Origin of the sequence: Streptomyces griseus, assembly GCF_001715295.1 — a bacterium.
In the GTDB taxonomy this organism is placed as follows: Bacteria; Actinomycetota; Actinomycetes; order Streptomycetales; family Streptomycetaceae; genus Streptomyces; species Streptomyces griseus_G.
Window position 1 is genome coordinate 754,464 of record NZ_MDKB01000001.1, and the last position, 14,595, is coordinate 769,058.

General features: G+C 72.3%; 13 protein-coding genes. 9 read left to right on the plus strand and 4 right to left on the minus strand.

What is annotated here, in order from left to right; all coding sequences use genetic code 11:
- Window positions 1–17 precede the first annotated feature (17 nt).
- The 4 genes from BA175_RS02805 to BA175_RS02820 all read left to right on the plus strand — a co-directional run bounded on the left by BA175_RS02805 (window position 18) and on the right by BA175_RS02820 (window position 6,151).
- Window positions 18–1,019, plus strand: coding sequence for a TIGR03842 family LLM class F420-dependent oxidoreductase (locus BA175_RS02805; RefSeq protein WP_069169585.1), 1,002 nt, complete (start codon window positions 18–20; stop codon window positions 1,017–1,019).
- Between the two features lie 481 nt (window positions 1,020–1,500).
- Window positions 1,501–1,920 (plus strand): hypothetical protein, encoded by a 420-nt coding sequence (locus tag BA175_RS02810; RefSeq protein WP_438947306.1) that lies wholly within the window; start codon window positions 1,501–1,503, stop codon window positions 1,918–1,920.
- Window positions 1,921–2,161: 241 nt separating this feature from the next.
- On the plus strand, window positions 2,162–3,634 hold the full coding sequence (locus tag BA175_RS02815; protein WP_069169586.1) for an amidase: 1,473 nt from the start codon (window positions 2,162–2,164) through the stop codon (window positions 3,632–3,634).
- A 294-nt stretch (window positions 3,635–3,928) separates the two neighbouring features.
- Window positions 3,929–6,151, plus strand: coding sequence for an NADP-dependent isocitrate dehydrogenase (locus BA175_RS02820; protein ID WP_069169587.1), 2,223 nt, complete (start codon window positions 3,929–3,931; stop codon window positions 6,149–6,151).
- Between the two features lie 133 nt (window positions 6,152–6,284).
- Here BA175_RS02820 and BA175_RS02825 read toward each other — a convergent pair whose 3' ends face one another.
- From BA175_RS02825 to BA175_RS02835, 3 genes are all read right to left on the minus strand, one after another.
- Window positions 6,285–8,540, minus strand: a complete 2,256-nt coding sequence (locus BA175_RS02825; protein ID WP_069169588.1) for a heavy metal translocating P-type ATPase — start codon at window positions 8,538–8,540, stop codon at window positions 6,285–6,287.
- A 426-nt stretch (window positions 8,541–8,966) separates the two neighbouring features.
- The gene (locus tag BA175_RS02830) at window positions 8,967–9,737 is read right to left on the minus strand and encodes a transposase (RefSeq protein WP_069169589.1); all 771 of its coding nucleotides are present in this window, start codon (window positions 9,735–9,737) and stop codon (window positions 8,967–8,969) included.
- Between the two features lie 67 nt (window positions 9,738–9,804).
- On the minus strand, window positions 9,805–10,869 hold the full coding sequence (locus tag BA175_RS02835) for a lipoate--protein ligase family protein (RefSeq protein WP_069170298.1): 1,065 nt from the start codon (window positions 10,867–10,869) through the stop codon (window positions 9,805–9,807).
- Between the two features lie 537 nt (window positions 10,870–11,406).
- On the opposite strand from BA175_RS02835, the gene BA175_RS02840 reads away from it, so the two are divergent.
- Both BA175_RS02840 and BA175_RS02845 read left to right on the plus strand, forming a co-directional pair.
- Window positions 11,407–11,634, plus strand: coding sequence for a DUF2945 domain-containing protein (locus BA175_RS02840; protein WP_069169590.1), 228 nt, complete (start codon window positions 11,407–11,409; stop codon window positions 11,632–11,634).
- Window positions 11,631–11,972: a DUF3140 domain-containing protein gene (locus BA175_RS02845; RefSeq protein WP_079159352.1), complete on the plus strand. Its 342-nt coding sequence runs from the start codon at window positions 11,631–11,633 to the stop codon at window positions 11,970–11,972. The genes BA175_RS02840 and BA175_RS02845 overlap by 4 nt, the downstream gene beginning before the upstream one ends.
- 26 nt (window positions 11,973–11,998) lie before the next feature.
- Here BA175_RS02845 and BA175_RS02850 read toward each other — a convergent pair whose 3' ends face one another.
- Window positions 11,999–12,256 (minus strand): HU family DNA-binding protein, encoded by a 258-nt coding sequence (locus BA175_RS02850; RefSeq protein WP_069169591.1) that lies wholly within the window; start codon window positions 12,254–12,256, stop codon window positions 11,999–12,001.
- Between the two features lie 275 nt (window positions 12,257–12,531).
- Here BA175_RS02850 and BA175_RS31005 point away from each other — a divergent pair, with 275 nt between their 5' ends.
- From BA175_RS31005 to BA175_RS02860, 3 genes are all read left to right on the plus strand, one after another.
- Window positions 12,532–12,693, plus strand: coding sequence for a hypothetical protein (locus BA175_RS31005; RefSeq protein ID WP_175420730.1), 162 nt, complete (start codon window positions 12,532–12,534; stop codon window positions 12,691–12,693).
- A gap of 559 nt (window positions 12,694–13,252) precedes the next feature.
- On the plus strand, window positions 13,253–13,843 hold the full coding sequence (locus tag BA175_RS02855; protein WP_069169592.1) for a hypothetical protein: 591 nt from the start codon (window positions 13,253–13,255) through the stop codon (window positions 13,841–13,843).
- The gene (locus BA175_RS02860; protein ID WP_069169593.1) at window positions 13,840–14,496 is read left to right on the plus strand and encodes a hypothetical protein; all 657 of its coding nucleotides are present in this window, start codon (window positions 13,840–13,842) and stop codon (window positions 14,494–14,496) included. Before BA175_RS02855 ends, BA175_RS02860 begins: the two co-directional genes overlap by 4 nt.
- The last annotated feature ends 99 nt before the right edge of the window (window positions 14,497–14,595 follow it).

Here is a 14,595-nt window from a genome sequence, read left to right on the forward strand (position 1 = left end):
CGCCACCAGGAGCAGCCATGGACTTCGGACTCGTCCTCCAGACCGACCCTCCCGCCTCGGCCGTCGTGGACCTCATGCGCCGTGCGGAACGCAACGGGTTCCGCTACGGGTGGACCTTCAACTCAACCGTTCTCTGGCAGGAGCCGTACGTCATCCACAGCCGCGTTCTGGAGCACACCGAGCGGCTGATCGTCGGTCCGATGGTGACCAACCCGTCCACCCGCACCTGGGAGGTCACCGCCTCCACCTTCGCCACCCTCAACGAGATGTACGGGAACCGCACCGTCTGCGGCATCGGGCGGGGCGACTCGGCGATGCGGGTGGCCGGGCGCAAGCCCAACACCCTGGCCAGGCTCGGCGAGGCCATCGACGCGATCCGCGACCTCGCCGAAGGGCGCGAGGCCTCCGTCGACGGGCAGCGGGTCCGGCTCCCCTGGGTGAAGGACGGAAGGCTGCCCGTCTGGATGGGGGCGTACGGGCCGAAGGCACTCGCCCTGGCCGGGGAGAAGGCCGACGGGTTCATCCTCCAGCTGGCCGACCCGTACCTCACCGAGTGGATGGTCAAGGCGGTGCGCGAATCGGCCGCCGCCGCGGGCAGGGACCCGGACTCGGTCACCATCTGCGTCGCCGCGCCCGCCTACGTGGGCGACGACCTGGACCACGCCCGCCGGCAGTGCCGCTGGTTCGGCGGCATGGTCGGCAACCACGTCGCCGACCTCGTCTCCCGGTACGGCGAGCACTCCGGCCTCGTACCCGAAGCGCTCACGGCGTACATCGCCGGGCGGTCCGGGTACGACTACAGCCACCACGGCCGCGCCGGGAACCCGGACACGGCCTTCGTGCCCGACGAGATCGTGGACCGCTTCTGCCTGCTGGGGCCGGCCGAGGCGCACATCGAGAAGCTGAAGGTGCTGCGCGACCTCGGGGTCGACCAGTTCGCCGTGTACGACATGCACGACGCGAAGGAGGCGACGATCGACGCCTACGGCTCCACGGTCATCCCCGCCCTGTCCACCTGACCCGCTCCGCTCCCGCCAGACCCGCACGCTCCCCGTGCGCCCGGCCCTACCGGTACGGCCCGCACCCCGTCCCGCCCGCCCGGCCACTCGTACACGCACCGGCTGTCCGCACCACCCCGCGCCCCGCACGGCACCGCTCCCGGGCGAAGGGTCCAGCCGCCATGACCGCGACCGTCCCGCCGGCGGGACAGCCCTCAGCCCCGCGCGGTGAGCCGCACCCGGCAGTGCCTGCCGCAGGACGCCACGGGGAGGGTCACCTGCCGGTCGGCGGTCACGGGTACGGAGCGAGGTGCTGTCCGGTCACGGCGCCGCTTCGGAAGCAGCGTCGTTCCGGGCCGTTTCGAGTGGGTGTCCACGCTGTCGCCCGTTCGGGCGTACGGAGGGATCGGGCACGCAGCGTGATGTCCTGTGGGGTTTTCGGCTACGGAACGTGGGGGAGGGGTGCCCTGGAAGGACCGAGGAACGGCACCGGAGGGGTGACATGAACACCAGGGAAGACAGGGGCGACGGGGGAGCCGCGACCGTGGACGTGAGGACCGGCGGGGAGGTGCACAGGCGGGCCGCGGGAAGGGCCGCCCGCGCCCTCCTGCGTGCCGCCGCCGTCGGCGCGGCCCTCGCGGTGGCCGTGCCGGTGGGCGCGGCGACCGCCGCGGCGCCCACCGCCGTACCGCCCGGCCTGTCCTGCGACACCGGCAAGCACGCCAACGACGAGTACACCGGGTACGCCCTGTGCCGGAACGACGGGAGCGCGACGCAGACGTTCTGGGTCCATCTGGTCTGCGGGTGGTCCCCGGACGTGGACGGCGAGCGCGTGACGCTCGGCCCCGGCCGGTCCGGGCAGTCGACCGCGCACTGCGCCGGCCTCGGTACGGGCATCGGTGAGATCCAGGTACGTCCGTAGCGGGTGTCCGGCACATGCCCGCGGTGCGGCGGCGCCCGGCACGCACGCGCGTCGCATCCGCACGCGCCGGACGCCGCTCCTCCTCCCGCGCTCATGTGCCGGACCCCTTGGTGGGGGGCGCCCCCCACGGCATGCTTGAGCGGACCCCATCTCCTCGTTACTCTCCAGTAGATCCACACGGGCGGTTCCGGGGGCGGCCCCGGGAGACCGGGGCTCCGGCGGACGCGAGGAGGCGGCAGCGATGTCCTCAGCAGACCCCACCGAACGGACGTGGCCGAGCGGGGCGGCCCCGCAGCCGGGGTTGGCGGCCCAGGCGCAGGAGCTCGCCGAAGGCGGATCGACCTCCCAGGCGCTCGTCGCCGCGGCGCTGGCCCGTATCGAGGCGAGCCGCCACACCCTCAACGCCTTCCGGCAGCTGCGCACCGAGGCGGCCCTGGCCGAGGCGGCCGAGGCCGACCGGCGGCTCGCCGCGGGCGAACGGCTCCCGCTGCTCGGCGTACCGGTCGCGGTCAAGGACGACACCGACGTCGCCGGTATGCCCACCTACTTCGGCTGCGACGGGCACCTGCCGGCCGCCTCCGCCGACAGCGAGGCGGTCCGCCGGCTGCGTGCCGCCGGGGCCGTGATCGTCGGCAAGACCAACTCCTGCGAACTGGGCCAGTGGGCCTTCACCGAGGGGCACGCCTTCGGCACCACCCGTAACCCGTGGAACACCGCCCACACGCCCGGCGGTTCGTCGGGCGGCTCGGCCGCGGCCGTCGCCGCCGGACTGGTCCCCGCCGCGCTCGGTTCGGACGGGGCGGGGTCCATCCGCATCCCGGCGGCCTGGACCCACCTCGTCGGCATCAAGCCGCAGCGCGGACGGATCTCCGTCCACCCCCACAGCGACGCGTTCCAGGGGCTCACCGTCAACGGACCCCTGGCCCGTACGGTTGCCGACGCGGCCCTGCTCCTGGACGCCGCCGCGGGGGCGCACCCCCACGACCCGCACCGTCCACCGGCCGTCGACGCCTCGGCGGCGGCCCGACGCGATCCCGGCCGGCTCAGGATCGGCCTCGCACTCGGCCCGCCGCTCACCCTCACCCGGAACGCGCCCCACCCGGAGGTCCTGCGCGCCGTCACCGCACTCGCCGAAGTCCTCGCACGTCTCGGCCACCACGTGGAGGAGGCCCGCCCCCGCTACGGACTGATCGGTCTCTCCTTCGTGCCCCGTGCCACCGCGGGCATCGCCGAGCTGGCCGCGCGGCACCCCGAACCAGGGCTCCTGGACCCGCGCACCCGCAGCGCCCTGCGCACCGGGACCCGCCTCGGCGGCCGGGTGGTGCGGGCGGCCCGTGCGCGGGAGGTGCGCCAGCACCGCAGGCTCGGCGCCTTCTTCGACCCGGCCGCGTCCGGCTACGACGTGCTGCTGACCCCGACCACCGCCGCCCCGCCTCCCCGCGTCGGCGCCTTCGACGGGCTGAGCGCCTGGCGTACCGATCTCGCCATGACGGCCGCGTGCCCGTACGCCTGGCCGTGGAACGTCCTCGGCTGGCCCGGAGTCAACGTCCCTGCGGGCTTCACCGGAGACGGCCTGCCGGTCGGCGCCCAGCTGCTCGGACCCTCCCGCAGCGAGGAGCGGCTCATCTCGCTCGCCGCCCAGCTGGAGGCCGACCGGCGCTGGTACGAGCACCGGCCGCCGGCCCCGGGCCCGTCCCGGACGTCCGGAAGCTGACCGGCCCGACCACCGCCGTCCCGGTGCCGGGCGTTCGCGCCGCGGCCGGGGCGCATATCGGCCGCGGCGCGGCCGGCCGCGTGCGCGGGCCCGGACGCGGCCCGTGCCCACCGCCTACGGGTCGCGGCTGGTGGGAGCGCACACGGCGCCGGATTCCCCCCGGGCCCGCCGCGCCCCGGGGCCCGGACGCCCGGCTGTTCCCGGCCGAAGAGGGGGCGGGCCCCTGTGGAGAGGGGGGCGGGCAGGAGATATCTTGATGTCAAGCAATGTTGCAGACGTGGAGCGGAGCACCCGGTGACTGACTCGACCATCATCTATACGCACACCGACGAGGCCCCTGCCCTGGCGACGTACTCGTTCCTGCCGGTCGTCGAGGCCTACGCCTCGACCGCGGGAGTCACGGTGGAGCGCCGTGACATCTCCCTGGCAGGGCGCATCATCGCCGGGTTCCCGGAGCGTCTGAAGGCCGACCAGCGTATCGATGACGCACTCGCCGAGCTCGGTGAGCTGGCCAGGACGCCCGGCGCGAACATCATCAAGCTGCCCAACATCTCGGCCTCCATCCCGCAGCTGAAGGCCGCGATCGCCGAGCTCCAGGGACAGGGCTACGCGCTTCCGGACTACCCGGACGACCCGCAGACCGACGAGGACAAGGACGTCCGGGCACGGTACGACAAGGTCAAGGGCAGCGCGGTCAACCCCGTCCTGCGCGAGGGCAACTCCGACCGCCGCGCCCCGGCGTCGGTCAAGAACTACGCCAAGGCGCACCCGCACCGCATGGGCGCCTGGTCGGCCGACTCGAAGACCAACGTCGCCACCATGGGCGTCGACGACTTCCGCTCGACGGAGAAGTCCGCGGTCATCTCCGAGGCCGGCGCGCTGCGCATCGAGCTCGCGGGCGACGACGGCACCACCACCGTGCTGCGCGAGTCCGTCCCCGTCCTGGCGGGCGAGGTCGTGGACGCGGCCGTCATGCGCGTCGCCGCGCTGCGCGAGTTCTTCACCGCGCAGGTCGCGCGCGCCAAGGCCGAGGGCGTGCTGTTCTCCGTGCACCTGAAGGCCACCATGATGAAGGTCTCCGACCCGATCATCTTCGGCCACGTGGTCCGCGCCTTCTTCCCGAACACCTTCGCCAAGTACGGCGACGTGCTGGCCGCGGCCGGTCTCACGCCCAACGACGGCCTCGGCGGCATCCTCACCGGCCTGGACTCCGTGCCGGACGTCGGCGCCGAGATCAAGGCGTCCTTCGAGGCCGAGCTCGCCGAGGGCCCGGCCCTCGCGATGGTCGACTCCGACAAGGGCATCACCAACCTCCACGTCCCCAGCGACGTCATCGTCGACGCCTCCATGCCGGCCATGATCCGCACCTCCGGCCACATGTGGGGCCCGGACGGCAACGAGGCCGACACCCTCGCGGTCCTTCCCGACAGCAGCTACGCGGGCGTCTACCAGGTCGTCATCGACGACTGCCGCGCCAACGGCGCCTTCGACCCCTCGACCATGGGCTCGGTCCCCAACGTCGGCCTGATGGCACAGAAGGCCGAGGAGTACGGCAGCCACGACAAGACCTTCGAGATCCCCACCACCGGGACGGTGCGGGTCCTCGACGGCAACGGCGACGTCGTGCTGGAGCAGGCCGTCGGCGCCGGTGACATCTTCCGGATGTGCCAGACCAAGGACGCCCCGATCCAGGACTGGGTCAAGCTCGCCGTCACCCGTGCCCGCGCGACCGGCAACCCGGCCGTCTTCTGGCTCGACGAGGGCCGTGCCCACGACGCCAACCTCATCGCCAAGGTCACCACCTACCTGGCCGACCACGACACCGACGGCCTGGACATCTCCATCCGGACGCCCGAGGAGGCGACCGCGTTCTCCCTGGAGCGCATCCGCCGCGGTGAGGACACCATCTCCGTCACCGGCAACGTCCTGCGTGACTACCTCACCGACCTGTTCCCCATCCTGGAGCTGGGTACCAGCGCGAAGATGCTCTCCGTCGTCCCGCTCATGAACGGCGGCGGCCTCTTCGAGACGGGTGCCGGCGGCTCCGCACCCAAGCACGTCCAGCAGCTCGTCAAGGAGGACTACCTCCGCTGGGACAGCCTGGGTGAGTTCCTGGCCCTCGCGGTCAGCTTCGAGCACCTGGCCACCACCACGGACAACGCGCGCGCCCAGGTGCTCGCGGACACCCTGGACCGGGCCACCGGCACGTTCCTCAACGAGGACAAGTCCCCGAGCCGCAAGCTCGGCGGCATCGACAACCGCGGCAGCCACTTCTACCTGGCGCTCTACTGGGCCCAGGAGCTGGCGAAGCAGACCGACGACGCCGCGCTCGCCGAGGCGTTCGCACCGCTCGCCAGGACGCTGGCCGAGCAGGAGCAGACCATCGTCGACGAGCTGATCGCCGTTCAGGGCAAGCCGGTCGACATCGGCGGCTACTACCAGCCCGACCCCGCGAAGGCGGAGGCCGTCATGCGTCCGTCGGCGACCTTCAACAAGGCCATCGCCTCGCTGGGCTGACCCCCGGCGCGGCGCGGCCGCCCCGCACACCGGGCCGCCCCGGCAGGCCTCCGCCTGCCGGGGCGGCCCGCGTCGTGCTCCGCCCCGCCCGTGGTGCGTCACGCGCCGCCGGGTGTTCCTCTCACGCCCGCTCTCACGCGGCCTTGAAGCCCCGCAGCCGCAGGGAGTTGCCGACCACGAAGACCGAGGAGAAGGCCATGGCCGCTCCGGCGATCATCGGGCTGAGCAGCCCGGCGGCGGCGAGCGGCAGGGCCGCGACGTTGTAGGCGAAGGCCCAGAACAGGTTGGACCTGATGGTGCCGAGCGTCCTGCGGGAGAGACGGATGGCGTCGGCGGCGGCGTTGAGGTCGCCGCGTACGAGGGTGAGGTCGCCGGCCTCGATGGCGGCGTCGGTCCCGGTGCCCATGGCCAGACCGAGGTCGGCCTGTGCCAGGGCGGCCGCGTCGTTGACGCCGTCGCCGACCATGGCCACCGAACGCCCGTCGGACTGGAGGCGCTTGACGACGTCGACCTTGTCCTCGGGCATGACCTCGGCGATCACCTCGTCGATGCCGACCTCCGCGGCGACCGCCTCGGAGACAGTCCGGTTGTCACCGGTCAGCAGGATCGGGGTGAGACCGAGGGCACGCAGCCGCCGGATCGCCTCGGCACTGGTGTCCTTGACGGCGTCGGCGACCTCCAGAACCGCGCGGGCCTCGCCGTCCCATGCGACGGCGATGGCGGTGCGTCCGGCACTCTCGGCGTCCTGCTTGGCCAGGGCGAGCTCCGCGGGCAGTTCCATCGCCCACTCCGCGAGCAGCTTCTCGCGGCCCACCAGCACCGCGTGGCCCTCGACGACGCCCTGCACGCCCAGTCCCGGTACGTTCGCGAAGTCCTCCGGGACCGGCAGGGCGCCGGTCTCCTCGGTGGCGCCGGTGGCGACGGCCTGGGCGATCGGGTGCTCGGAGGCGTTCTCCAGGGCACCCGCGAGGCGCAGGACATCGGTCCTGGCGGTCCCCTCGGCGGTGTGGACGGCGAGCAGGGTCATCTTCCCCGTGGTGACGGTGCCGGTCTTGTCCAGGACGATCGTGTCGACCCTGCGGGTGGTCTCCAGGACCTCGGGGCCCTTGATGAGGATGCCGAGCTGGGCGCCGCGTCCGGTGCCCACCATGAGCGCGGTGGGGGTGGCGAGGCCCAGGGCGCAGGGGCAGGCGATGATCAGTACGGCGACGGCGGCGGTGAACGCGGCGGTCAGGCCGGAGCCGTTGCCGAGCCAGAAGCCCAGGGTGCCCAGCGCGAGCGCGATCACGACGGGGACGAAGACGGCGGAGATCCTGTCCGCCAGGCGCTGCGCCGCGGCCTTGCCGTTCTGCGCGTCCTCGACCAGCCGGGCCATCCGGGCCAGCTGGGTGTCCGAGCCGACGCGGGTGGCCCGGACGACGAGACGGCCGCCGACGTTCAGCGTCGCACCGGTCACGGCGTCACCGGCGCCGACCTCCACCGGCATGGACTCACCGGTGAGCATGGAGGCGTCCACCGCCGAGGTGCCCTCGGTCACCGTGCCGTCGGTGGCGATCTTCTCGCCCGGCCGTACCAGGAAGCGGTCCCCGACCCGCAGGTCGGCGGTCGGGACGGTCTCCTGACGCCCCTCGCGGAGAACGGTGACCTCCTTGGCTCCCAGCTCCAGCAGAGCCCTGAGCGCGGCGCCGGCCTTGCGCTTCGAGCGGGCCTCGAAGTACCGGCCGGCGAGGATGAACGCGGTCACGCCGGCGGCCGCTTCGAGGTAGATGTTCCCCGCGCCGTCACCGCGGGCGATCGTGAACTCGAAGGGGTGCGTCATGCCCGGGGTGCCGGCGGTACCGAAGAACAGGGCCCACAGCGACCAGAGGAAGGCCGCCGAGGTGCCGACCGAGATCAGGGTGTCCATGGTGGCCGCGCCGTGCCGGGCGTTGGTGAAGGCGGCCCGGTGGAAGGGCCAGGCGGCGTACGTGACGACCGGCGCGGCCAGGGTCAGGGAGAGCCACTGCCAGTACTCGATCTGCAGCGCCGGAATCATGGCCATCGCGATCACCGGGACGGCGAGGACGGTGGCGGTGACCAGCCGCTGCCGCAGGGGTGCGAGCTCGTCGGTCTCCCGTCCCTCCCCCTCGGTGGACCCGGCCCCGGCGGGGGGCGCAGGTTCGTGGGCGGTGTAACCCGTCGCCTCGACCGTGGCGATGAGGTCGGACACCTCGACGTCACCGCTGAAGCTGACCTTGGCCTTCTCGGTCGCGTAGTTGACGGACGCCTCGACGCCTTCCATGCGGTTGAGCTTCTTCTCGATACGGGCCGCGCACGAGGCGCAGGTCATCCCGCCGATGGCGAGCTCGACCGCAGCGGTGCCGGCTGCTGTCGTGGTGGGCGCACCCATGACGTAGCTCCTCAGGTGGGCGGCATACCCCTAGGGGGTACCTCTGGCTCCATGTATACCCCCTGCCCGTACGGTGTGCAAGCCGGCGGCCGGGGCGTCCCCGGCTGCCCGGCCTGCGGACCGGAGCGCGCTCGTCCCGTCCCCCGTACCGCGAAGGGCGCCCGCCCCCGCGGGTACGGGGGACGGGCGCCTCGGGCGTGTTTCGAAAGTAGCGTCGTCTGCCCGGAGGGCAGGCCCGGCGGCGTCCGGTGCGTGCGATCGCAAGGCGGAGGGTCGCCTCGATACCGGTGTATCGGGGCGATCCCGACAACGCGGCGAGTGTGCGTGCCAGACGCCGCCGGGCAGACGGGACTTTCGAAACGCGCCCTAAAGGTTGTTGCAGAAGGGTGGGAGTGGGCAGGCCGGGATGGCGTTTGACCTGCTGGTTCAGCCTGTCATGGCGAGGTTGTGCATGGTGGCGACGGCTTGGACGGCGTGGTGGAGTCCGTCTCCTTTCTGGCGGCAGTCGCGGAGGATTTTCCAGTTCTTCATGCGGGCGAAGGTGTGCTCGACGCGGGCGCGGACGCGTCGGTGTTCGGCGTTGTCCTCCTCCTGGCCGCGCAGGAGTGGGCGTCCGGCTCTTCTGCGGTGCGGGACGATCAGGCCAGTTCCCAGGTAGGCGCCGTCTGCGATGACCGTTGTCCCGGCCGCGATGGCGGGCAGGCCCGACTTCCGCCAGGCATGCGCGTCAGCCTTGTTCCCGGGGACGGGACGGGCTGAGGCGATCACCAGGCGGCTGTCCGCATCGATGATGACCTGCACGTTCGCCGAGAACCGATAGTTACGGGAGGACGCGGCGACCCTGCGGTCGCGGACCGGGACCAGGGTTCCGTCCACGATCCACAACCGTTCGACATCCGCTACCGGCCGCGGCGCCGGCTCCAGCGCGAGAAGCGGCCGCAGGCGATGAATGACCCGGCAAACGGTGGCCGGGGAGATCCCGAAGAGCGGGGCGAGCTGGCGCATCGTGAGGTTGGTCCGGTAGTAGACAGCCACCAGGAGGACCCGGTCCGCCAGCGGCAGGCACCACGGGCGCCCACCGCCGGGACCGTTTCCTCCCCGCTCCCGTACTACCTTCACCAATTTCTCGAACCGGCCCATCCGCAAGCCAGTGAACGTCTCCACCCACAACGGCTCAGCCCGCAACACCCCACCCATAGAAGAGGAATGCCCTATCCCAGGCGTTCTGCAACAACCTTTAGGGGCCGGGGGTGCCAGGGTGCTCTCACGGCACGCGCGCCGTCCACTCCGTGCTGCTGTACTTCGTGGTGGCCAGCTCCCGCGCCCGTGCCAGTTCCTCGGCGCCGATGCTTCCCGGGGTGAGCCCGTAGCGGTCGCGGAAGGACTCCACCATGCGGTCGATGACCGCCTCGCGCGTCAGGCCTGTCTGACGCCGCAGGGGGTCGACCCGCTTCTTGGCGGAGGCGGTGCCCTTGTCCGACATCTTCTCCTTGCCGATGCGCAGGACGTCCAGCATCTTGTCGGCGTCGATGTCGTAGGACATCGTGACGTGGTGCAGGATGGCGCCGGGCCCGCCGTCCGGGCCGATCATCCGCTTCTGGGCGGCGCCCGCGATCTTGCCGACCTCGGTGGCGATGTCGTTGAGGGGCTGGTACCAGGCCTTGATGCCCATGTCGCCGAGGGCTTCCAGCACCCAGGCGTCGAGATGGGCGTAGGAGTCGGCGAAGGAGAGACCGGCCACCAGGGAGGCGGGGACCGACAGCGAGTACGTGATGGTGTTGCCGCTCTCCACGAACATGGCCCCGCCCCCGGAGATCCGGCGCACGACGGTGACGCCGTGGCGGGCGGCGCCCTGCGGGTCGACCTCGTTGCGCAGGGACTGGAAACTGCCGATGATCACCGCGGGGGAGGCCCACTCCCAGACCCGCAGGGTGGGCGGCCTGCGGCCCGCGGCGACCTCCCTGGTGATGACCTCGTCCAGCGCCATGTGGAGCGCGGGGGACTGCGGAGCCTCCCGGATCAGCTGCCAGTCGTAGTCCCGCCACTCGGTGGCCTGCGAGAGGGCTCGCCGGGTGGCCGTCGCGACGCCCTCGGCGGTCAGCCCGAGCATCACCGTTCCCGGGGGCAGGGCGGCTTCGATGCGAGCGGCGAGCGCGGAGGTACCCGTGTGGGCGGGAACCCCTTCCAGGGCCGCGTCGATGGCGAGGATGGCCTCGTCGGGTTCCAGGAAGAAGTCGCCGGCCACCCTCACGTTCCGCAGTGCGCCACCCTGGACCTCCAGATCGACCACCACGAGCTTGCCGCCCGGGATCTTGTACTCACCGTGCACCACAGCCTCCGATGTGCCGACGTTTCCGCGCGAACGGGCCGAAGCGGCCCTGAGCAGGCACAACGCTGCGGACGCGCCCTTTAATCCAGCGCCGCCGCCACCGTCACCTCCGGCGTCACCGCCGACGCCCGTGCCGGGCCGTCGACCGGGAAGGCCGGCCTGTCCGGCCCGGGAGGGCTCGCCGCCCGGACAGGGCCCGCTCTACGCGAGCGCTCGGTGTTTTTCCGCACGCTTCAGGAAGCTGACCGGCGTACTCCTCCTGGACCCGAACACGTCCGGATCCTGCTCCACCCGGCTGACCGGCGTCTTCCAGGAGCAGGACGGCGGCTACCGCTCCGACCGCGGCACCGAGCCGCACATCGAACCCGTCCGCGCCGCGCAGACGCGCCCGGCGGCACCGAGGAGCAGGGTGCCTCGTGACGGAACCGGTCGGCCGATCGGCTGCGGATGACCGGAGCGCGGTCCGGCACCATCATGGGAGGTGCGGCCTCCGGCCCCCGCCCCTGCGGCGGACCCGATCGAGAGGACGGGCACCCCATGGCCAAGGACAAGAAGCTGCGCAAGGGCGACGACGTCACCTGGAAGAGTCACGGGCAGACCGTGCAGGGAACGGTGCGCAAGAAGATCACCGAGCGTACCGAGGCGGCCGGCCATACCGTCGACGCCTCGAAGGACGAACCGCAGTACGAGGTCGAGAGCGACAAGTCCGGCGGGCACGCGGTCCACAAGCCGGACTCCTTGCGCAAGAAGGGCGGGAAGCCGTGACCGGCGGCGGTGACGGGGACCGCGACGAGAGCGTGCGCAGCTTCGGCGAAGCCGTCAACATGACGGCGGGCGAGATGGAGAAATGGCTCGGCACACCGGAGTCACGTGACGCCGGGCAGTCCGACGGCTCGGGTGAGAGCGTGGGGCACGCGTCGGGCCGTCGGATCGTCGCACTGCTGCGGACCAGGAAGGCCGACCTCACCGACGACGACATCGCCCACATGCGCAAGGTCGTCGGATACGTGCACCGGCACGGCAAGCAGCGGCCGGAAGGTGACATCACCGACACGCGGTGGCGCCACTCCCTCATGAACTGGGGCCACGATCCGAAGAAGTGACAGCGGGCGGCGGCGCCCCGGCCGGCTCAGCCGACCGTACCGTCGACGAACTCGTTGAGGGCACGGCCCGGGCGCAGGGTGGGGCGTGCCCCTTCGAGATGGAAGTCGCCGAACCCCATGATGGATACCGTCTCGCCGTTCCTGAGCCCTTCGGCGATGGTCCCGGGGCGGTCCACCGTGCCGAACAGTGCGTCCAGGATCTGTTCGACGTGCTGGGCCGACACCTGACCGGCGGCCCCGCCGGTCTTGCGGACGGTTGCCTCGATGAGCGCGTTCCTGTCCATGGCGATCTTCTTCCTTCCCCGATGTCCGATGCGCTGCCCGCCCGCGCCGAACCGCGGCAGGTGAACCCACGCACCCGAAGTCAAGCACCCCGGCGGGGCGGCACGCCGCTGCCGGGGAGTGTGGCGTGGATGTTCACCGGTTCGCCGGAGAACCGGTGGGCAGCGGTCCCGTGGACGCCGGAACAGGAGCGCACGCGGCCTCGCGTCGCGATCCGGGTGTTTCCGGCCCCGGGCCAGGGGCAGGCGGATGAGTGAGCCCCTACGAAAGGACCGACATGAGTGCCGGAGAGAAGGCCAAGGCCAAGACGGAGCAGGTTGTCGGTAAGGCCGTGCGGAAGGTGGCCCACGCGATGGGCAACGAGACCACAGCGGTCAAGGGAGCCGCCCTGGAGACCCGCGGCAAGGCCCGCGGCGCCAAGGAGGGTGTGCGGCACTGACCGCCCCCCGTCGTGCGCCGGGCGAAGCTCCCGAGGCCGCCCGCCGCGGCGCCGGGCCCGCGCGGGCCGTGTGCGCGTCGGTTGCGCGCGTGCAGTGCGTCGAAAGGGTCCTGGTGCTGCAGGGCACCGGGACCCTTCGCGATGTCCCAGGCCCGCGCGAGCGGCCTCTTGGAGGCCCGGAGCCCCGACCCTGGGTGGATGCGAGGTCCTGCCGGTCCACTCCGGCACCGCGGCTGCGGCTCCTCCGTCGGCCGGGTGGTCGGCGCGGCCTGCCGCCCCGGTCGACCGGCGCAGGGGACCCCGCGAGGCTGTTCCTCGCGGCCGGGCCCGTCGGCTCCCGGTGCGCGGTACGGCAGTGCGGGCTGCGCCGGACCATGGGCGGGCCCCTGATGAGCGCAGACGATCAAAACCCACTCGAAAGAATGCATAAACGGAGAAAAGAGGGTACACGCAGCTTGCGCACCGCCGGGCAAGAGCACCGGACGGGCCTGATCCAGGAGGAGTTGACGAACGTGGGACTGCAGGACGCATCGAGCGTCGACCGACAGGAGCGTCCGACATGACGACGACCGTGGTGATCATCGTTGCCGTCGTCCTCGTGGCAGCGATCGCATACTTCCTCGTCCGCGCCCGGAGAGGTGGGGGCCAGGGCCTGCACCGCCGCTTCGGGCCCGAGTACGACCGTACGGTTGCCCGGCACGGCGGGGACACGAAGGCCGCTGAGCAAGAACTCGCCGAGCGGGTGAGGCTGCACGGGTCGCTGCATGAGCGGCCGCTGAGCCCCGAAGCCCGCGAGGCATACGCCGGCCGCTGGACGATGGTCCAGGAGATGTTCGTCGACTCGCCGCAGGAGGCCGTGGCCGAGGCCGACGCGCTGCTGGCACGCCTGGCCCGCGACCGGGGTTTCCCGGACGGCGACTTCGACGAGCAGACGGCCGCGCTCTCCGTGCACCACGCCCGGCAGATCGACGGGTACCGCAAGGTGCACAGCGCGGTGCGCGACAGGAGCAGCACGGAGGAACTGCGGGAGGCGCTGGTCGAGGCACGGGCGCTGTTCGACGTACTGCTCGGCGACACGCCCGCCGAGCACGCCCGCCCGGGCCTCGGGAAGACAGGCCGACACGGAACCCACGGAAGGACGGCGGCATGACGCACGACACCGAACGCATCGCACTACCCGATGACGGGAGCTCCCCGGCCGGGCCGGGTTCGCGGCACCCACGGCAGCCCAGCACCGGCGACGGCTTCCAGCAGGGCCCGCCGCCGAGGGAAGCCCCCGTGGTGCAGCAGCAGCACCTGGAGCAGCACCCGGGTACGGGGCCGGACGCGCCGCACGTCACCGAGCCCGTATCCCACATCCCCGAGCCCACCACCGGGCCCGCACCGCACACCACCACGCCGGGGGCGCTCCACTCCGTAGACCCGGCGCGCAGAGGGACCCCGAGGCCCGGCACGGAAGCCACCGGCCGGGACGCCACGGCCGCCCCCGGAACGGATGCGTCAGGCGCCCGGCCGGAGGGTGCGCACAGCGGCCCCGCCCTGCTGCCTCCCGAGGGGAGGGAGGCATTGTCCCTGCGCATGCACCAGGCCGTCACCGACTTCGTCGAGGATCCGCGCCGTGCGGTCGAGGAGGCCGACAGCGCCTTCGACAGGATCGTGGCGGATCTGACGGAGGCGCTCGAAGAGCGCAGGCGCGAACTGCGCGCGGGCTGGCACGGGCAGGGCACCGAGGCCCGGACCGAGGAGCTGCGGCTGGCTCTGCGGCGCTACCGGGATGCCGGCGACCAGCTCCTGCGCATCTGAGCAGCGTTCTCTTTCCGGGCACGGGGTCTCCTCCTGGTCGAAGAATGCCCTGGATCGGATGAGTTGACGGCCGTCGCCGGGGCGCTGCAGGCGGTCGAC